At 65.9% G+C, this 18,137-nt stretch carries 17 protein-coding genes; 7 read left to right on the top strand and 10 right to left on the bottom strand.

Annotated elements, in window-relative coordinates:
- The first annotated feature begins 107 nt into the window (after nucleotides 1-107).
- Nucleotides 108-1,235: a glycerophosphodiester phosphodiesterase family protein gene (locus CA833_RS09075; RefSeq protein WP_207079878.1), complete on the top strand. Its 1,128-nt coding sequence runs from the start codon at nucleotides 108-110 to the stop codon at nucleotides 1,233-1,235.
- 129 nt (nucleotides 1,236-1,364) lie between these two features.
- Nucleotides 1,365-1,568 (top strand): hypothetical protein, encoded by a 204-nt coding sequence (locus CA833_RS09080; RefSeq protein ID WP_207079879.1) that lies wholly within the window; start codon nucleotides 1,365-1,367, stop codon nucleotides 1,566-1,568.
- Between the two features lie 141 nt (nucleotides 1,569-1,709).
- On the opposite strand, the gene CA833_RS09085 is transcribed toward CA833_RS09080, so the two are convergent.
- The 3 genes from CA833_RS09085 to CA833_RS09095 form a co-directional block, all read right to left on the bottom strand.
- Nucleotides 1,710-3,224, bottom strand: a complete 1,515-nt coding sequence (locus tag CA833_RS09085) for an alginate export family protein (protein WP_242526352.1) — start codon at nucleotides 3,222-3,224, stop codon at nucleotides 1,710-1,712.
- Between the two features lie 89 nt (nucleotides 3,225-3,313).
- A complete protein-coding gene (locus CA833_RS09090; protein ID WP_142635816.1) occupies nucleotides 3,314-4,621 on the bottom strand; it encodes an MFS transporter in 1,308 nt (435 codons plus the stop codon).
- Between the two features lie 234 nt (nucleotides 4,622-4,855).
- Entirely contained in the window at nucleotides 4,856-6,118 is a 1,263-nt protein-coding gene (locus CA833_RS09095) for a gallate dioxygenase (protein ID WP_207077785.1), read from the bottom strand.
- Between the two features lie 139 nt (nucleotides 6,119-6,257).
- Here CA833_RS09095 and CA833_RS09100 point away from each other — a divergent pair, with 139 nt between their 5' ends.
- Entirely contained in the window at nucleotides 6,258-7,199 is a 942-nt protein-coding gene (locus CA833_RS09100) for a helix-turn-helix domain-containing protein (RefSeq protein WP_207077786.1), read from the top strand.
- Between the two features lie 120 nt (nucleotides 7,200-7,319).
- Here the strand turns inward: CA833_RS09100 and CA833_RS09105 are convergent, their stop codons facing one another.
- Nucleotides 7,320-9,761: a PQQ-dependent dehydrogenase, methanol/ethanol family gene (locus tag CA833_RS09105; RefSeq protein ID WP_242526009.1), complete on the bottom strand. Its 2,442-nt coding sequence runs from the start codon at nucleotides 9,759-9,761 to the stop codon at nucleotides 7,320-7,322.
- A gap of 242 nt (nucleotides 9,762-10,003) precedes the next feature.
- On the bottom strand, nucleotides 10,004-10,231 hold the full coding sequence (locus CA833_RS09110; RefSeq protein WP_142635811.1) for a DUF2171 domain-containing protein: 228 nt from the start codon (nucleotides 10,229-10,231) through the stop codon (nucleotides 10,004-10,006).
- 252 nt (nucleotides 10,232-10,483) lie between these two features.
- On the opposite strand from CA833_RS09110, the gene CA833_RS09115 reads away from it, so the two are divergent.
- The gene (locus CA833_RS09115) at nucleotides 10,484-10,867 is read left to right on the top strand and encodes a PepSY domain-containing protein (RefSeq protein WP_207077787.1); all 384 of its coding nucleotides are present in this window, start codon (nucleotides 10,484-10,486) and stop codon (nucleotides 10,865-10,867) included.
- 76 nt (nucleotides 10,868-10,943) lie between these two features.
- Here the strand turns inward: CA833_RS09115 and CA833_RS09120 are convergent, their stop codons facing one another.
- On the bottom strand, nucleotides 10,944-11,186 hold the full coding sequence (locus CA833_RS09120; RefSeq protein ID WP_207077788.1) for a DUF2171 domain-containing protein: 243 nt from the start codon (nucleotides 11,184-11,186) through the stop codon (nucleotides 10,944-10,946).
- A 313-nt stretch (nucleotides 11,187-11,499) separates the two neighbouring features.
- Here CA833_RS09120 and CA833_RS09125 point away from each other — a divergent pair, with 313 nt between their 5' ends.
- On the top strand, nucleotides 11,500-12,552 hold the full coding sequence (locus CA833_RS09125) for a ribonucleotide-diphosphate reductase subunit beta (protein ID WP_142635805.1): 1,053 nt from the start codon (nucleotides 11,500-11,502) through the stop codon (nucleotides 12,550-12,552).
- Between the two features lie 116 nt (nucleotides 12,553-12,668).
- On the opposite strand, the gene CA833_RS09130 is transcribed toward CA833_RS09125, so the two are convergent.
- From CA833_RS09130 to CA833_RS09140, 3 genes are all read right to left on the bottom strand, one after another.
- Entirely contained in the window at nucleotides 12,669-13,265 is a 597-nt protein-coding gene (locus tag CA833_RS09130; RefSeq protein WP_242526010.1) for a thermonuclease family protein, read from the bottom strand.
- Nucleotides 13,265-13,621, bottom strand: coding sequence for a hypothetical protein (locus CA833_RS09135; RefSeq protein WP_207077789.1), 357 nt, complete (start codon nucleotides 13,619-13,621; stop codon nucleotides 13,265-13,267). Before CA833_RS09135 ends, CA833_RS09130 begins: the two co-directional genes overlap by 1 nt.
- A 103-nt stretch (nucleotides 13,622-13,724) precedes the next feature.
- Nucleotides 13,725-14,081, bottom strand: coding sequence for a hypothetical protein (locus CA833_RS09140; protein WP_142635801.1), 357 nt, complete (start codon nucleotides 14,079-14,081; stop codon nucleotides 13,725-13,727).
- Between the two features lie 218 nt (nucleotides 14,082-14,299).
- Between CA833_RS09140 and CA833_RS09145 the strand changes: the two genes are divergently transcribed.
- Complete coding sequence (locus CA833_RS09145) at nucleotides 14,300-15,778, top strand: carboxylesterase/lipase family protein (RefSeq protein WP_207077790.1); 1,479 nt, start codon at nucleotides 14,300-14,302, stop codon at nucleotides 15,776-15,778.
- Nucleotides 15,779-15,978: 200 nt separating this feature from the next.
- Here CA833_RS09145 and CA833_RS09150 read toward each other — a convergent pair whose 3' ends face one another.
- The gene (locus CA833_RS09150) at nucleotides 15,979-17,316 is read right to left on the bottom strand and encodes a NupC/NupG family nucleoside CNT transporter (protein ID WP_207080029.1); all 1,338 of its coding nucleotides are present in this window, start codon (nucleotides 17,314-17,316) and stop codon (nucleotides 15,979-15,981) included.
- A gap of 102 nt (nucleotides 17,317-17,418) precedes the next feature.
- On the opposite strand from CA833_RS09150, the gene CA833_RS09155 reads away from it, so the two are divergent.
- Entirely contained in the window at nucleotides 17,419-18,096 is a 678-nt protein-coding gene (locus CA833_RS09155; protein ID WP_142635795.1) for a queuosine precursor transporter, read from the top strand.
- Nucleotides 18,097-18,137 lie beyond the last annotated feature (41 nt).

An 18,137-nucleotide genomic window follows, 5' to 3' on the forward strand; every position in this document is an offset into this window, starting at 1 on the left:
GGCCCCAGGGCTTCCTTTTTTCTTCTTCTTCCAACCCCTTCTGACCTAAATCTGTCATTCCCGAAGCCTAGCTGCCCCTCGTAAAACGCTTCCCAAGGATCCCCCCGATGATTGACCGCCGTTCGCTTGTAGGTGCCGGACTGGGCGTGGGGCTGGCGGCGGGGTTCGGGCCCGGCGTGCTGGCAGCGGCTGCGAGAGCGCGGCCCGCGCGTCCGGCCAGGCCGCTGGTGATCGGTCATCGCGGCTGTTCGGCGCTGCGGCCCGAGCATACGCTTGGTTCCTATGCCAAGGCGATTGCCGATGGCGCGGACTTCATCGAGCCCGATCTGGTCAGCACCCGGGACGGCGTGCTGATCGCGCGGCACGAGAACAACATCGCCGAGACCACCGACGTTTCCGCCCGGCCCGAATTCGCCGGGCGCAAGGCGACCAAGACCATCGATGGCGAGCAGGTGACCGGCTGGTTCACCGAGGACTTCACGCTGGCCGAGATCAAGAGCCTGCGCGCGAAGGAGCGGCTGGGGGCATTGCGTCCGGAAAGCCATGCCCACGACGGGCGGTTCCAGGTCGTGACCTTCGAGGAAATCGCCGATTTTGTCGCCGCCGAGGCAGCCGCGCGCGGGCGGGTGATCGGGGTGATTCCGGAACTGAAGCACTCCACTTATTTCGGCTCGATCGGCCTGCCGCTGGAGCAGCGTTTTCTCGATAGGCTGCACGCCAGCGCCTATCTCCAGAGCGCGCCGGTGATCGTGCAGAGCTTCGAGATCGCCAACCTGAAGTGGCTGCGCGCGCGTCTGGATGCCCTCTCGAATGTCCAGTTGCTGCAATTGACCGTGCCCGGTTCGATGCGTCCGGCGGATGTGGTGGCGAGGGGCGCGGGCCCGACCTTCGACCAGATGCACAGCGATGCCGGTCTGGCGGAAATCGCAAGGTATGCCGACTGGATCTCGCCTAACAATCTGGCGCTGCTCGGGCGGGACAAGGACGGCAAGCTGCTGCCGCAGGGCACCGGTCTGGTCGAGCGTGCCCATGCGGCGGGCCTGCTGGTTTCGACCTGGACCTTCCGTCCGGAGAACTACTTCCTGCCTGCCGATCTGCGCGACGGCACCGAGCAGGGCAAGCACAATCCGGCGGGATCCGTGGCCGAAATCCGCCGCTATCTGGCGCTGGGGATCGACTCGTTCTTCACCGACGATCCGGCGATCGGCCGTCAGGCCGTGGACGGGCGCGGCTGATACGAAGGGGGGGAGGCGATGGCGGAATGTCTCGCTTGTTGCCGCCGCTTGGGCAGGACGGTTGTGCCGCGGCTGCCTTGTACGTGACGTTTCGCTTCCTAAATGCCCAATGCTGTAGAAGGAGGCACTATGGATCGGATGCTTGAACAGTTGACGATGGACGGCAGCGTTCCCGACGAAGTCTATCGTTTGATGCGAGACGCAATCCAGAAAGCGGGCGATCAGCGCAGCCACCTCTTCGAAGCCGGGCAGGAGGCGCATTACCAAGCCTTGGCAGTGTTCCTTGCGCTTAAAGCCGCCGGATATTCCATAAAGAAATCTTCCCCTACCTGAAATTCACTCTCATCTGCCGTGATGGCGCGGCGGGAGCGGCAGTTTCCGGGTGGAGCCTTGCTCCGCGGTTGCCGGATTCCAGAAAAAAGGCAGGGAAGCCAATGCTCCCCTGCCTTTCCTTCCCGAGATCGGTCGTTCGGCTCAGAACTTGTAGTTCGCCATCAGGCCGAAGTAGTTGCCGCTCTTGCCGCCGTTGTCCTGGAAGGAATCGCTGGCGGCGAAGTAGGTTTCCCAGAGGCGGAAGGCGAGGCGGTCGGTAGCCTGCCACGAGGCTTCGAGGTTGAGGTCGGTGCCGATCCGGCGGCTGGAATCGTAGGGTGCGAAGCTTGATCCCGAGGGGCCGATGTAGACGCCGTCGCCCTTGCTGGCGCGCCACAGGAAGTCCGGGCCGGCCATGACGGTGATCGCCGGAGTCGGCTTCACGGTGACCGAGGGGTAGAGGTCCATCAGGTTCGAGAAGCTGAAGAACGCGGCCTCGCTGATCAGCGGCAGGCGGGCGGCGGCGGGCACGAAAGTGCTCACCTTGTTGTCGGCGAGGTCCTTGTCGCCGCTGAAGTAGTTGGCGCGCAGGCCGAGGCGGGGCTTCATCGGGGCGTCGCCGAAAGTGTATCCGCCTTCGAACATGACGCCGTAGGCGTCGATTTCCTTGCCGATGAACCGGCCGCTCTGGTGGGTACCTTCCAGGTCGAGGTCCCAGTGGGGACCGCGCTTCCACAGGCGGGCGCCCCAGTTGTTGCGGTCGTCCTTGCCGACGCCGGCGGCCAGCGTCGCGCGGTCGCGCTCCATCTCGTACCAGTAGATGTCGGTGCCGAAGCCGGCGATGCGGTTGGGTGCGCTGATGTAGACGCCGTGGAAGTCCTGCGCGTGGTTCGGGCCGTCGTTGAACGTGCCCGGATCGATCAGGATCGGCTTCACCGCAAAGACATCCACCGAGACCTTGCCCGGCAGGATGTAGGTGGCGCGCACACCCTGATAGGTGAAGCGCATGTTGAGGCCCTCGCGCACGCCTGCCAGCTTGCCGTTGCCCAGCGGCATCTCGAAGCGGCCGGGACGGAAGGTGATCTTGCCGGCATCGCCCAGCGGTACCGTCACGTCGACGAAGGCCTGGTAGATGTCCAGCTTGTCGCGGTTGGGGCCGGTGGCGAAGCTCTCGCCAAATTCGCGGTTGTCGCCCAGTTCGAGGTAGGCGCGCAGGTTCGGGCCGACATGCAGGTCCGCCAGCAGACGCAGGCGGGTCTGGATGGGATTGTTGCTGTCATTTGCCGAAAGGCCCAGCTTGGCGTGGTGCCAGTCGGTATAGTAGACGCGCGCCTCGCCGCCGAGCGTGAGGTAGATGTCGTCACCCGCGATGGGGAGGTGCTTGATCTTTTCGAGCAGCGGCGCATCGGCATCGGGCTTTTTCGACCAGTCCTCGGTCCAGCGGATGTTCTGCGGCAGGCCTTCAGGGCCGGGGCGGCCGCCGGGCATGGCTTCGGCGGGGCGCGCCTGCGACTTGGCGGGGCGGATGCCTGGAGGGGCCTGGGTGGAGAGCGTGCCGGCCTCGCCGGTCTTGGCGGTTTCGGGCGGGACCGACTGCGCGAGCGCGGGCTGGACGGCGAACATGGCCGCAGCGGCCGTGCCGCAGGCGAGAAGGGTCAGGGCGCGGGACATGCGCATGGGGGGAATTCCTCTCTGAAACGTCTTGGTATTTTTACTCGGGACGACCGGCCGCACCCCGGCCGTCCCGCATTTCTCTCTTGCCCGGATCAGGCGATCGCGGTTTCGCGGTAGCGCACCAGCGACAGTGCGACGGCCGCAATCAGGGTGCCGCAGGCCAGCGTCATGGCGACCGGGGCGAGCGCCCAGCCGGAACTGAACAGCAGGCCGGCGACGATCGGGCCGAGCGCCGCACCGGCGCGGCCCACGCCGATGACCAGGCCGGTGCCGCCGCCGCGCAGCGCGGCCGGGTAGCTCTGGGCGATCACGGCATAGAAACCGGCGATGGCGGCATTGAGGAAGAAGCAGGCCACGCAGGCGATCAGCGAGAGGCCGCTCAGCGTCGTGAAGCCCTGGCCGAACAGCATGACTGCGCCCGCACCCAGCACCATCGAGGCGACCACCAGCGGACGGATGCCGACTTTCTGGCTGAGCAGGCTGACGACGACCGAGCCGATGGCGCCGCCGACGTTCGCCCAGACCAGCACGCCGCCGGCCGATGCCGGCGCAAAGCCGAGGTCGACGACGATCTTGGGGATCCACTTCACCAGGAAGTAGAAGGTCATCATGTGGAAGAAGCACACCGCGGTCAGCAGCACCGTCACGCTGGCAAGGCCGGGCGCGAAAAGCGCGGCGACGCTGGTGCGCTTCTTGGCCGGATCGACCGGCGGCAGCGCGGCGAGCGGCTGGCGGTTCTGCTTCACCAACGTGCGGTTGATCTTCTCCAGCGCACCGGCAGGGCGCCGCAGCAGCAGGAAGGCCATGGTTTCAGGCACCAGCCAGAGCACCAGCGGGATGAAGCACAGCGTGATCACCGCGCCGAATTCGAAGACCGACTGCCAGTGGCCGGTAGCGCCAAGCAGCATCGAGGCGATCGAGCCGCCGACGATGGCGCCCATCGGATAACCGCCGGCCATGATCGCGACGGTGAGGTTGCGGCGCCTGGCGTTCGAACATTCGGCAACGACGGCATTGGTCGCGGCGAGCATGCCGCCGATGCCGAGGCCGGTGAACAGGCGGTAGACCGAAAGGACCGGCACGCTGGTGGCGGTGGAGGCCAGGAACATGCCGCTGCCCATGATGACGAGGCAGGCCAGCAGCGTCGGGCGGCGGCCGACTTTGTCAGCCAGGCTGCCGAGAATGAAGGCGCCGATGCCCATGCCGAACAGTTCCATCGACAGCACGAGGCCGAGCGCGGCGCGGTCGATGCCCCAGTCCTTGGCGATGCCGGGCGCGGCAAAGCTGATCGACAGGACGTCGAACCCGTCAAGGGCGTTGAGCGCGGTCGCGATGCCGATGGCAATGATCTGCCGGTAATGCATCGGCTCGCGCGCGATGATGGCGCGTGGGTCTTCCATGCACTTCTCCTGTGGTACCGCTGCCTTCCGAGGGCGCGGGAATTATTGGCGACGCTGGCGGCGGCGCATGGCTGGACTCAAGTGTCCGATCCGAAACTCTCGTTCCGGATTGTTCGGTGCCGGCCCTCTCCTCCACCCGGCCGCCCGACAGGGGGACTGGTGGAAGGTCGGGAGGGGGGAGAGGGCCAGTACCGAACCGAAATTCACCGCTGCGGCGAATTTCGAATCAGAACCTCAGGCCGGCTGTGCCGCCACCGAGTAAGTGACCTGCTGGTTGCGGGTATTCATGAAGTCCTCAAGCGTCTCTCCGCGCATTGAGGCATAAATGTCCAAATTGGATACCCCCGTCACGGCCGCCAGTTTCTCCAGAACGAAGAAGATGGCGCCGTAATGGATCAGCCCGCGCCAGTCGCGATTGCGGACAAGTTGCTGTTCCTGTTCGCTAAGTCCGCCGGATCCCATCGCCTTGTCCGCATCGGCGAGGAAGGCGGCGCGGGCCTCGGGCTCGACCAGCGCGTGAAGGAAACGATTCAGGCGATAAGCCTTGGCACTGCGCTCCAGCGTGTAGGGATATGTGCCCTGAAGGTGTTCGGCGCCTGCCAGTTGCTGGTTCATGCGGGCGCGGTGGGCGGTGAGGAAGGCCGCGTCGGGTTCCGGTGATTGGTTCTCGTAGACGGCGGTGGCGATGCCGGTCATCGACGGCAGGTAATAGCTGCGATGCAGGCAGCGCACCCGCGCGGAGAGCGCGCCGCGCATGATCAGCCACATGATGACCTCGGCGCCCTCCATGCCGCCAAGCTGCGCATACTGGGCGTGGGTCATGCGGCAGAGCGCTTCGGGATCGTTTTCCAGCAGGTCCATGAAGCGGGCGTCCCATTCGGGATTGTTGAAGCCGCAGCGCTCGCCGTGGACCTGGTGCGACAGACCGCCGGTGGCGACCAGCGCGACCTTGAGGTCTTCGGGGTAACTCTCGATGGCGGTGCGCAGCGCCTGCCCCAGCTTGAAGCAGCGGCGGGCGGTGGGGATCGGGAATTGCAGCACGCCGACCTGCAGCGGCACGATCTGCACCGGCCATTCGCCCTGCTCATGGGGCAGCAGCACCGAGAGCGGCGAGAAGCAGCCGTGGTCCAGCCCGCGTCCGCGGAAAGTGCCGATGTCGAACTCGTCGGTCATCAGGCTCTGGACGATGTGGCGCGAGAGCCCGGCATGGCCGCCGATGGACGGCAGGTGACGCGCGCCGCCGCCTTCGTCCGCCACGTTATAGCGTTCGTCCACGCCCATGGTGAAAGGGGCGTAGTGATCGAAGAAGAACGAGGTGATGTGGTCGTTGTAGACGATCAGCAAGACATCCGGCTGCTTCGCGTCCAGCCAGGTGCGCACCGGCGCGTAGGCGTCGAAGATCGGCTTCCATGCCGGATCGTCCTGCTTCTTCGCGTCGAGCGCGAAGCCGATGGTGGGCGTGTGCGAGCTGGCGATAGCGCCAATGATCCGGGCCATGCGGGGCCGTCCTTCTTTGTCGAGCATCCATTCCACTGCGGATCGGTTCCGGTGAATGCCCGAGAGCACGCCGGTCCTGCCGCTTGTGCCCCCATCCACTTTAAACTAGTTCGGGTCCATGTCGGAAATTGAAAATCGTTTGGACTTTTCGCCAAATGAACCCGCGCCGGACGAAACTGCCGTCGGCAGTGTCAGCGCCGCTTCGGTTCCGCGCTATGTGCTTTATGGAGAGACCGGCGCGCGGGCAGACTGGTTCGTCAATGTCGAGCGGCTGGACGAGCGCTGCCGCGAACGCGGCTGGGAGATCAAGCCGCACACCCATCCGCACTTCCTGCAGATCGGCGTCTGCACTGCGGCGGGGGGAGAGATCACGCTGGAAGGGCAGGGCCATCGCTTCCGGCCCGGCAGCGTCATGGTGGTGCCGCCCTACCGCATTCATGGCTTCCGCTACGAACCGGAGGCCAATGGCTGGATGCTGACGGTGGAGAAGGGCTACCTCGAAGACCTGCTGGTGCGTGCACCGGTGCTCAAGGGCCTGCTGGAGGCGCCGCGCCTGTTCGATCTGGCCGAGCCCGCGCTTGGCCGCATCGATGCGGAGTTCGTGCAATTGCGCGAGGAAATGGCAGGGCAGCGCCACGGCCGTGCCATTGCCGCCGAGATCCACTTGCAGGCCATCCTGCTGCAACTGCTGCGCCACTGCCCGGAATCGAGCACGGCCTCGCCCGCTGCCGGTTCGCGCTACGAAATCGTCGAGCGGTTCAAGGCGCTGGTGGAGGCGCGCTACCGGGAGCAGCCGCTGCTGCCGGATATGGCATCGAGGCTGGGTATCAGCGTCTCGCAGTTAAGGCTGGCCTGCAACCAGGTGACCGGCCTCTCGCCCAACGCCCTGATCCATGAGCGCACCGTGGCCGAGGCCAAGCGCTGTCTGGCCTATACCGGCATGACCATCTCGGACCTGTCGGACTGGCTGGGCTTCAGCGATGTCGCCTATTTTTCGCGCTTCTTCACGCGCAAGGTGGGCGAGACGCCCAGCGGGTTTCGCCGGGCGCAGCGGTTCGGATCGGTGGCGGTCCGGGCTTAGAGTCTGTTTGAAAAATGCCCGAAACGGCATTGTAGGGGCGGGGGAGGGAGCGGACCGATGCCGGGAAATTCGCTTTTCGTGAATTTCCAAACGGTCTCTCAGGCGGTGCAGCGCTCCTGGTCAGGGGCGTGCGCCGGTGAGCGGGAAAGTGCCGAAGGGGCCGTTGGCGTTCTCGCCGGTCATGCGTCCCTCCTTCACGGTCACGTCGTAGCTGACGGTGATCGGCATCGGCATCGAGGCCTTGCCCTGGAACTTCGCGCGGCCGTCCTTCACGGCGCCGGCGACAGCGACGGTGCCTTGCTCGGCGCTGACCTTGCCGGTCACCACGTTGCCGTTCACGGCCAGGTCCATCACCGCTTTCTGCGGGCCGACCGGGGTCTGGATGACGATGGCCCACTTGCCTGTGAAGTCCTGCGGCCTGGCCGTGCTGGCCGCCGCCGCCCTGGCCTTGTCCAGCAGCGCCTGCTTCTCGGCCGGAGCCGCCTTTGCGCGGGCGCGCAGATAGAAGCGGATGGTTTCGAGGTCGCTGTCGGAGATATCGGGGAAGGGCGGCATGCCGTTCATCTTCAGCCCGCCCTGCTTGACGATCTGCCGGAACGTCGCGGCATCGGTGATGATCGGCGAATAGCGCAGGTCCGGCGCGGCGCCGCCGCCGACCGCGTTCCAGCCGTGGCAGACGATGCAGGCCTTCATGCCGAACAGCATCGCCCCTGCCTGCGCCTTGGCAAGATCGGGCCGGAAGGCCGGGTCCTGCGGCGGCGCCGGCTCTGCATAGGCAAAGGGCGGGATCGTGTCCTTGCCGCCGAGCGCAAACGTCAGCACCCGGCGCGGCAGGCGGTAGTCGGTGCGATAGGCGGCGTTGCCGAGCGACTGCATGCCCGCCCCCTGTCCGCCCGCACCGGTGATCACGGTGACGTACTGGCGGCCGTTCATCCGGTAGGTGATCGGGGCGCCGACGATCGGGCTCTCGGTCCGGAACGACCAGAGTTCCTTGCCGGTCCCGGCATCGCGGGCGACGAACCTGCCGTCGACCTGGCCCTGGAACACCAGCCCGCCGCCGCTGGCCATGACCCCGCCGGGCCAGGTGCCGGGCAGTTCCACTTCCCAGGCCAGCGTCTGCGTGGCCGGGTTCCAGGCGCGCAGGAAGCTCTTGTGGCCGCCGGGCAGTTCGACTTCGGGAATCAGCGTCACGCCCATGCCCTTGCTGATCTCGCCGCCGCCCGCCTGGCCCTCGCCGATCAGCGCGCCCATCTCCAGAACCGGGACATAGACCAGCCCGGTCCGCGGACTGTAGGCCTGCGGCATCCACGAATGCGCGCCGGTCGGCCCGGGCCAGAGTTCGAACATGCCGGGCTTGCCGGCATAGCGGATGCCGGGGTTCTCGACCGGACGGCCGGTCTTCTTGTCGATATGATCCGCCCAGCTGACCCGGGCGATCTTCTCGGCCGAGATGAATGCGCCGGTGGCCCGGTCGATCACGTAGAAGAAGCCGTTCTTCGGTGCCTGCATCAGCACCTTGCGGTCCTTGCCGTCGATCTTCAGCGTCGCCAGCGACATGTCGGTGGTGGCGGTGCAGTCCCACTGTTCGCCGGGACAGACCTGGTAGTGCCACTTGTAGGCGCCGGTATCGGCATCGACCGCGACGATCGAGGCGAGGAACAGGTTGTCGCCGCCGCCGGGGCTGCGCAGGTTCTGGTTGTAGGGGAATCCGTTGCCGACGCCGAGGTAGATCATGTTCAGTTCGGGATCGTAGCTGAACGCGTTCCACGCCGTGCCGCCGCCGCCGCGCCGGCTGCCGTCCGGGTTCTTCCACCCGCTCGGCCATGTCTTGCGCATGACCGCTTCGGCCTTCTGGTTGACCGGCGAAACCTCGTCCCCCGGCGTGGTGAAGAAGCGCCAGACCCGCTTGCCGGTCCTGGCGTCGTAGGCGGTGACGAAACCGCGGGCCGGGCTGATGTCGGCGCCGCCGAAGCCGACGATGACCTTGCCGCCGAACACCCGCGGCGCGCCGTTCGAATTGCGCGGGGCCTGGTCGGGATAGTCGTAAGTCTTCCAGAGTTCCTTGCCGGTTTTGGCGTCGAGCGCGATCACGTAGCCGTCGGTGGTGACGAGGAAGACGCGGCCCTGGTGATCCGGGCCGGCATCATAGGCGATGCCCTTGTTGCCCCAGGACATCTGCAGGGCCGAGGTCGCGCGTTCGCGGGTGCCGCCGTCGTATTCCCAGAGCGGCTTGCCGGTAACGGCGTCGAGCGCACGGATGTGCGAATGGCCGCTGGTGAGGAACACCTTGCCCTCCGCCATCAGCGGGGTGCTGGCGGTATAGCCGGGCTCCAGGTCGTAGTGCCAGGCCAGCTTGAGATTGCCGACGGTATCGGTGTTGATCTCGTCCAGCGGGGAATAGTGGGTCTCGCCCGGGGTTCGGCCCCAGCCGGGCCACTCGTCGGGATCGGCGACCATGCCCTGTTCGATCGGCTGTGCGCCCTTGTCGCAGGCGGCCAGCGCCAGGGGCGCGAGCATGGCCAATGCCAGCCTGAGCGCTGCGGTAGCGGGACGTGCGGTCACGGCGTCTTCCCCAAGATTGTCTTGTCTTTTCGGGGCAAGGGCTATCAGCCGCCGACAGGCTTGGGAAGATTTGCTATACTATGTGTATCATATCCTGCCCGGGTCATCGCCCACGCGAACGGGGGCCACGCGAACGGGGCCATGCGAAAAGGCCCCACGCGAACGGCAACAGGCAAAGGCCCCGGCCACCCTTGCGGATGACCGGGGCCCCGGTGGCTCCATCCTCCAGGCAGGGGATGGAATCAGTGGGTGCCGGCGCCTGCCGGGATCGGGGTGCCCTGCTTCAGGTAGACCCGGTTGTCCTCGATGCGGTCGACATTGTCGAAGGCGATGAAGTGGTGGGCACCGTCCGAGCTGTCCGAACGGGTCAGCTTGATCTGGTCATGCTTCACTTCGTCGACGGTCCCGACATGCTGACCGGCGGCATCGGTAACTTCCATGTGCTCGCGAACGCGCAGCTTCTCGAACATTGCATCTCTCCTTGTTGTCGTGATGGAAGGAAAACGGCGTGACGAGGCGTCCGTTCCGGCACTTGTCGGACCGCAGCCACGGGTCATGGCTTTCGCGCTTCCACGCCGCCTGGGGATCGGGCGGCTGCGACAATTTGCGGCTTGAGCGGGGGGGCTGCCCTCGGCTTGTCATCGCCGGGCGGCACGTCGCGGCCGGTCGGAACTGACTCATCCGAACAGATTCATCGGAACTTACAGGGGAATTTCACGAGCATGCGCAAATGGCATCGTTGGCTGTCGATCTTTTTCGGCATCTTTATCCTGTGGATCGCGATCACCGGCGTGTTGAGCCAGGTCGCGGTGTTGTGGCCGAGCGGCGCCGCCGCCGAGCAGGTCGCCGCCAGCCCGCCCCCGGGCTTTGTCTGCCCCGAGGGCTGGCGCTGCATGCCGCCGCGTCCGCAGGGCGGCATGCGCTCGCTGGTCGGGCTGTTCCACCATCTCCACTCGGGCGAGAGCTTCGGGCCGGTCGGCACCGTGATCTCGGTGCTGTCGGGGCTGGCGCTGGTGTTCTTTTCGTTCTCGGGGATCTGGCTCTACATCCAGATGTGGCGTTTTCGCAGCAAGCGCGCGCTGGCGCCGCGCTGGTTCTGGAAGTGATCCGGGGCTGATCGCATCGAGGGGCGGGCGGGTACCGCCAGGACAATGCCGGTTCGGGCATTGTCCTGGCGGCCTCTCAGGGCTCGGCGCCCAGCCCGAAGGTGGCGTCCCCGCGCGGCGCGAGCAATATGCGATCGCCATCGATTCCGTCGATCTCGCTGACGGTGACGAAGGGGTGGCCGGGCTCGGCCAGCAACACTTCCTGCCCCTCGATCCGGTCGACTACGCCCAGCACTACGCCATCGGAATCGATCACGGTCATGCCCCTGCGCACGAAGCCGGATCCGGTGTGCCAGGAAGTCTCTGCATCGGTGCTCATGGGGCTCTCCCGCGCTGTTGGGGGCTGCGCAATGCCAGCAATCTGGCGCGATCCGGCGAGTCGCGCAATCGCCTCTGGTCTACCAGTGCTTGCGTCCCCATATTGGGCGAGGCGCTAGATATGCCGTTTTTAGCTGTGCAAACTTTGCGGCGACGGCTCCACTTATGACGGAATTTGAGTATCGTGGCCCCCGTCGGTTCCGCGGTGCGCTTCGGAGCCAGAAAATTCTAGCGCCACGAATGCCCGGAACGCCGTCATTGCGGCCGCCAGCAGCCGTCGGCGCGCCTGTACGAATCGCCATCGGAGTTCGCCCATGTCCCTTCTCGAAGCCCGCAAGACCTACAAGCCCTTCGAATACCCCTGGGCCTACGACTACTGGAAAAAGCAGCAGCAGCTGCACTGGCTTCCCGAGGAAGTGCCGCTGGGCGAGGATTGCCGCGACTGGGCGCAGAAGATCTCGGAGCATGAGCGCAACCTGCTCACCCAGATCTTCCGCTTCTTCACGCAGGCCGACGTGGAAGTGCAGGACTGCTACCACGAGAAGTACGCCCGCGTCTTCAAGCCCACCGAAGTCAAGATGATGCTCACCGCCTTCTCCAACATGGAGACGGTGCACATTGCCGCCTACTCGCACCTGCTTGACACCATCGGCATGCCCGAGAGCGAATACGGCATGTTCCTCGAGTACTCCGAGCTCAAGGACAAGCACGACTACCTGCAGAAGTTCGGCGTCGACAACGACGAGGACATTGCCCGCACCCTCGCCATGTTTGGCGGCTTCACCGAGGGTGTGCAGCTTTTTGCCAGCTTTGCGATGCTGATGAACTTCCCGCGCTTCAACAAGATGAAGGGCATGGGCCAGATCGTCTCGTGGTCGGTTCGCGACGAATCGCTGCACTGCGAGGGCATCATCAAGCTGTTCCACGCCTTCACCCAGGAACGCGGCTGCCTGACCAAGGCCGTGAAGGACGACATTGCCGATCAGTGCCAGACCACGATCCGCCTGGAAGACAACTTCATCGACCTCGCCTTCGAGATGGGCCCGGTCCCCGGCATGACCGCCAAGGACATCAAGCGCTACATCCGCTTCATCGCCGACTGGCGCATGGAGCAGCTGGGCCTCAAGCCGATCTACATGATCGAGGAACACCCGCTGCCCTGGCTGCAGCCGCTGCTCAACGGCGTCGAGCATGCCAACTTCTTCGAGACCCGTGCGACGGAATATTCGAAGGGCGCCACCCGCGGCGACTGGAACACCGTGTGGTCGAACTTCGACGCGCGCCGCAAGGTCAAGGCCAACGACGTCGAGCCGGTCGAGGAGCATTCCGAGCCGGACATGTTCGGCGGCACCCAGGCGGCCGAATGAGTTCCGCCGACTTCGGATAGCAAAAACCCCGCATGCGACTGGCATGCGGGGTTTTTTGTTGTCTGGGGGCGGAGCGTGCCGGGAAATTCGCTTTTCACGAATTTCCAAACGGTCGCTCAGCACCAGTCGCCGCGATAGCCTTTCCAGCGTTCGGCAAGGCCCTCGCTCACCAGCACTTCGCCAAGGCTGCGGCCGCCGCGGGTAACGACGCGCAATGCGCGGCCGTAGCGGTCGGTATCGCGCCCATCGGTCCAGGCCTGGAGCGAGAACGGGCCCTGGTTGAGCAGTTCGGTCATGCGCGCGGTTGCCCTGGCGCCGAGCTGCGCCTCGTGCGGGCAGGATGGCGTGCTGGTTTCCGGCGCGTTGATGTCGGCTATGCGGATCTTCCGGCCTTCGTACCAGAACGTGTCGCCATCGACGACACAGGTCGTGCGCCTGGCGCCGGCGCAATGGGCGAAGCGGGCGTTCTCCCGGTCGATACTGCTGGCGACCGGGGCAGGTGACGGCGCGGCGAGCGGCAGCGTTCGTGAAGAGGGGGTCAGCGACGGCAGGTCGTTCCAGAAGAACACGGCCAGGAACATCGCCAGCGCGCCGAGGATCCAGGACGGCGCAATCGGGAAGCGGCGGGTTCTCGCAGGGCCGCGTGCGGGTCGGCCACTGGCGATGGGGATCGGGTTGGAGGGGCGGCGAAACGGGTTCGGTCTAAAACGCATCAGGTCCCATATTCGCGCTGACCGGATTCGTCGAACTCTCCGCGGCAGGTGCGGATCATGCGATCGAGTTCGGCGCGGTGGAAGGCGTGGATCAGCTTGAGCCCCAGCGTGCCGTCGCGCGTCCAGCGCACGCGTGCCTCGATCGCGGCGGCGCCGTCGACCTTGATGGCAACGATATCGTCGAGTTGCAGCGTGGCCATGCGGTCTTGGGCGGCCTCGGACAGGCAGCCGAGCCGGCAGCCTTCCTGCGAAAGTTCGATCAAGAGGCCGCTGCCGATGCGGCGGCCGTCACGGTGGATCGATGCCTTGCGGCGTACGGCAAAGCGCTGGTGGGCGCTGAATCTCAAAGCTCTCACAGGCGGTGCCCCCCGGCCATTCCTGGTCGGTCAGCCTGAAGCCCTAGGGTTATCATTCGGTTACCGGGTTTCTTGTGCCCGGATTAGCGACCCGACGGGGTGTTCAGACGGTCCAACTGCCCGGATTGGGCATGGGTTGATGTTTTTGCGCGTTGAGCAGGCTCAGCACGCAGCGAACGATGACCAGCACGCCGACCGCCATCAGCACCAGCAGGCCGATCACCACGATCAGCAGCAGGCAACCGACGATCGAGCCGACAAGGCCGATCCAGAAGGTATTGATCAGGTACTGATAGTGCGAGGCTTCCCACTCCGCCTTCGCCTCCCCCCGCCAGACATAGGCGAGCACGACGCCGACGATGAGTGTCACCCCCGTTACGCAGGAGGCCAGATAGAGCAGGCTGATGATCGTCGGATGGTTGAATTCGAAACCGGAACTGGTGCTGCTGCGCTCGTCCATGGGTGCCCTCCGCGATGGCCGGGCGGAATGCTGCCTCCATTGTGCGTTTTGTGCAAGTCCTCTTTCGAAAAGGGAAAAATCGGTCGGCGCGGAGGCCTGGCTGCCACCGGGGCGATCATTGCCGGGGCGGACGCGATCGCGCTGGTCTCGCGCCGATAGGGGCTTACCCTGAGGGCAAGGGAATCGGCGGAAAGCCGGCGGATACAGGGGATTTGCGGATGTCGGTGATCGAGATCGAAACGCGCATGGGACGGCTGGCCGGGCAAAGCGTGCAGGACGGGCAGGGCGGGCTGGGCGTTTCGCGCTTCCTTGGCATTCCCTACGCCCGCGCCGGACGCTTCGCGGCGCCCGCACCGGCCGAGCCATGGCAGGGCCCGCGTGCCGCCGACCGATTCGCGCGCCGGTGTCCCCAGCAATATGGCGCCAGGGTAAGGCCGGAGATGCTGGAGGGAGAGGACTATGGCGAGGATTGCCTTCACCTCAACGTCTTCTGCCCGCAAGGCGGCACGCCCGGCCCGAAGCCGGTCATGGTCTGGATCCACGGCGGCGCCTTCATGGCGGGCAGCGCGAATTCCTATGATGCCTCCCGGCTGGCGCGCGAGGGCGACATCGTGGTCGTTACCATCAACTACCGGGTCGGCGTGCTGGGCTTCGTCAATTTCGGCGATGCGCTCGGCATTCCCGGTATCCCGTCGAACCTCGGGCTGCGCGACCAGATCGCCGCGCTCGAATGGGTGCGCGATACCATTGCCGACTTTGGCGGCGATCCGCAGCGGGTGACCATCTGCGGGCAGTCGGCGGGGTCGATGTCGGTCTCGCTGCTGATGCTGTCGCCGCGCGCGCAGGGGCTGTTTCACGGCGCGGTCATGATGTCCGGCGCCGTCAGCCTGATCCACGACCGCGAGCGCGCGATCCGCGACGGCCAGCGTTATGCCGAGGTGCTGGGCCTCGACCAGGCGAGCGAAGAGCGCCTCAGGACAATGCCTCTCGGCGACCTCATCAAGGCGCAGGCCGAAGTCGGCAAAACGTTGACCCATGCGATCCCCGCCGCCCCGTGGTACGACGGCGACATCCTGCCCGCCTCGTTTGCGCAGGCCCTGCAGACGCCGACCGCGCCGGTCCCGTTGCTGGCGGGCGCCACCCGCGACGAGATCCGGCTGTTCGACCTCATGCCGGGCGATATCCTGCCCTCGAAATGGGCCGATCTCGAAGCGCTGCTGCGCGCGCAGCTTGGCGAGGTGCAGGCCGCGCGGATCCTGGCTTGTTATCCGCGCGACCGGAAGGGACGCATCGCGCTGGGCTCCGACCTTACGTTCGTCATGCCGACCCGCCACTTTGCCGAACGCCACGCGCAAACGCAGCCGACTTGGTTCTATCGTTTCGATTATGCCCATCCGCTGGCCGGTGCCACGCACGGACTGGACCTGACGGTGTTCTGGCCATTTACAGGGCTCAAGATGGCGCTGGTGCGCGGTGGGCCGGATCGGGGGCGCCGCGCCGAACTGGGGCGGCGGATGCGCGCGCATGTCGCGCATTTCGTCCGGCATGGCGATCCGGGCGACAGCTGGCCGCGCTACGAAGAACCCTCGCGCAAGGTGCGGGTCTACGATCTGGCTGACCGGTTCGAGGAGGATCCTGAGGCAGAGCGTTATGGCGCGTGGGCCGGGCGGGACGTGGAGCCGGGGAGGGGGAAGTAGAAGAGATAAAGCAGGGGAGCATAGCCCCCCTGCACCCCCATGACCGTCTAGGGCACGCGGGCCAACTGCGTTGTGCGCCCATGGCTGCGTCGGGAGGCATTATGGCCTGCGGCAGCAAGGAGTGCGCTACGGATATGCAGGGCGTGGGCGGAGACGCTAATGGGGTCTGGGGCCTGAGGCCCCGAGATCATCCCCTTTCCTCAGTTCAATCCAAGAAACAGCCCGGCCAGCGCTGCGCTCATCAGGTTCGAAAGGCTGCCCGCGCACAGCGCCCGCACGCCGAGACGCGCGATGATCGGGCGCTGGTTGGGCGCGAGGCCGCCGGTCACCGCCATCTGGATCGCGATCGACGAGAAGTTGGCAAAGCCGCAGAGCGCAAAGGTCACGACGGCAACGGTGCGCGCGGAAAGTTCCTTCATCTGGCCAAGGTCGATGAAGGCGACAAATTCGTTGAGCACGATCTTGCTGCCGAACAGGCTGCCGGCCTGCATCGCCTCGTGCCAGTCGGGCGCGGCGAGCAGGTAGAAGACCGGGGCGAACAGATAGCCGAGCAGGCCCTGGAAGGTCACGCCGGTGAAGCCGAACAGCGCCCCGATCCAGCCGACCAGGCCATTGGCAAGCGCGATCAGCGCCACGAAGGCCAGCACCATCGCGCCGACGGCGACGGCCAGCTTCACGCCGGTCTGGGCGCCCTGCGAGGCGGCCATGATGATGTTGGCGGGCTTTTCTTCCTCGTGCTCGACCGCTTCGGGCTCGTCGACGTGGACGCCCGGAAGGTGGGTCACGTCCGCGCGGTTGAGCGCGGCGGCGGCGGCACCGGCGGGCGGCAGGGTGCCTTCATGCACGTCGGCCTCACCCTCGGTACCGTTCTCGGCAACGGGGCGCGGATCGGGCATGATCATCTTGGCCATGAAGATACCGCCCGGCGCCGACATGAAGGCGGCGGCGACGAGGTAGTCGATGCGGATGCCCATCGAGGCATAGGCGGCCAGGATCGTGCCGGCGACGCCGGCCAGGCCCACGCTCATCACGCAGAACAGCTGCGAGGGATTGAGGGCGGCGAGATAGGGGCGGATCACCAGCGGCGCCTCGCTCTGGCCCACGAAGATGTTCGAGGCGGCGCAGAGGCTTTCGACCTTGCTGATGCCGGTGATCTTTTCGAGGCCGCCACCGATCCAGCGCACCACCAGCGGCATGATCTTGAGGTAGTAGAGGATCGAGATCAGCGAGGCGAAGAAGATGATGACCGGCAGCGCCGAGATCGCGAAGGAGTGGCCGCCGATCTCCGGGCTGGCAAGCGGCCCGAACAGGAAGTCGACACCGGCATGGGCATAACCGAGCAGGCTTTCCACGCCCGCCGCGGCGCCGCCGAGCAGGTCCTTGCCGAAAGGAACATAGAGGACAAGCGCGGCAAGACCCGCCTGAAGCGCAAAGGCGGCGCCCACCACGCGCAGGCGGATGGCCTTGCGATTCGTGGACAGAAGAAAGGCGGCGGCCATGATGAGAACGATGCCGAGCAGGCTGTAGGCGACGTGCATCGTCCCCGGGTCTCCAAAAAACATGCTGAATCTGTGCGCAAACCTAGAGGCGCGCATTCGTGACGGCTAGTGCAATTGTGCCAAGCCCGTTAGAGCATCGCCATGGAACCGCAAGCCCCGGCAAGCGCGCAGTCCCGCGCGATTCTCATTCCCCGCTCGATGTTGGTCTTCACGCCCCTCTACGGCGGGCTCGTGGTCCTGGCCGGTGTGCTGGGCATCAAGATCGCCTCGCTGGGGCACTGGCCGCTGGTCGGTGACCTTGCGGTGGAGTCCGGAATCTTCGCGTTTCTGCTGCTGGTGGTGATCTCCAGCGCGGTGGCGGAGCTGCACGGCACGGTTGTCGCCAACCGGCTGGTGCGCTTTGGCTTCATCCCGCTGATCGTCTCGATGAGCCTCTTGGCGCTGGTGATCAACGTCGTTCCGCCCGCGCCGTTCTGGCAGGACCAGGAGGCCTATGCCCGCCTGCTGGGCCAGGGCGCGCGCATGCAGTTTGCAGGGCTGGTGTCCTACGGTGTGTCGCAGACGCTCAACGTCACCGTGTTCGCGCGGCTTGCCGCCGGACGCGAGGGCGGCCTGCTGATCGTCCGCGCCTGGATCGCCAGCCTGCTCAGCCAGATCGTCGACACCCTGATCTTCATCACCATCTCCTTTGCCGGCGTCTTGCCGCTCTGGCAGATCATGGAGGGGCAGATCATCTCGAAGGTCCTGCTCTCCACGATCATGGTGCCGCCGTTCATCTGGCTGTTCGTGAAGCTGGGTCGCAAGCTGGACGGTGTTTGAGCAAACCCCGCGAAATAATCGGTCTTCCGAGGCCGGAAACG

It is taken from the genome of Novosphingobium sp. KA1, from assembly GCF_017309955.1.
Lineage (GTDB): Bacteria > Pseudomonadota > Alphaproteobacteria > Sphingomonadales > Sphingomonadaceae > Novosphingobium.

Excerpts from the sequence above, each read along its gene's own strand:
- CA833_RS09075 (WP_207079878.1), top strand. The coding sequence starts at position 108 with ATGATTGACCGCCGTTCGCTTGTAGGTGCCGGACTGGGCGTGGGGCTG.
- CA833_RS09080 (WP_207079879.1), top strand. The coding sequence starts at position 1,365 with ATGGATCGGATGCTTGAACAGTTGACGATGGACGGCAGCGTTCCCGAC.
- CA833_RS09085 (WP_242526352.1), bottom strand. The coding sequence starts at position 3,224 with ATGCGCATGTCCCGCGCCCTGACCCTTCTCGCCTGCGGCACGGCCGCT.
- CA833_RS09090 (WP_142635816.1), bottom strand. The coding sequence starts at position 4,621 with ATGGAAGACCCACGCGCCATCATCGCGCGCGAGCCGATGCATTACCGG.
- CA833_RS09095 (WP_207077785.1), bottom strand. The coding sequence starts at position 6,118 with ATGGCCCGGATCATTGGCGCTATCGCCAGCTCGCACACGCCCACCATC.
- CA833_RS09110 (WP_142635811.1), bottom strand. The coding sequence starts at position 10,231 with ATGTTCGAGAAGCTGCGCGTTCGCGAGCACATGGAAGTTACCGATGCC.
- CA833_RS09115 (WP_207077787.1), top strand. The coding sequence starts at position 10,484 with ATGCGCAAATGGCATCGTTGGCTGTCGATCTTTTTCGGCATCTTTATC.
- CA833_RS09120 (WP_207077788.1), bottom strand. The coding sequence starts at position 11,186 with ATGAGCACCGATGCAGAGACTTCCTGGCACACCGGATCCGGCTTCGTG.
- CA833_RS09125 (WP_142635805.1), top strand. The coding sequence starts at position 11,500 with ATGTCCCTTCTCGAAGCCCGCAAGACCTACAAGCCCTTCGAATACCCC.
- CA833_RS09130 (WP_242526010.1), bottom strand. The coding sequence starts at position 13,265 with ATGCGTTTTAGACCGAACCCGTTTCGCCGCCCCTCCAACCCGATCCCC.
- CA833_RS09140 (WP_142635801.1), bottom strand. The coding sequence starts at position 14,081 with ATGGACGAGCGCAGCAGCACCAGTTCCGGTTTCGAATTCAACCATCCG.
- CA833_RS09145 (WP_207077790.1), top strand. The coding sequence starts at position 14,300 with ATGTCGGTGATCGAGATCGAAACGCGCATGGGACGGCTGGCCGGGCAA.
- CA833_RS09150 (WP_207080029.1), bottom strand. The coding sequence starts at position 17,316 with ATGCACGTCGCCTACAGCCTGCTCGGCATCGTTCTCATCATGGCCGCC.
- CA833_RS09155 (WP_142635795.1), top strand. The coding sequence starts at position 17,419 with ATGGAACCGCAAGCCCCGGCAAGCGCGCAGTCCCGCGCGATTCTCATT.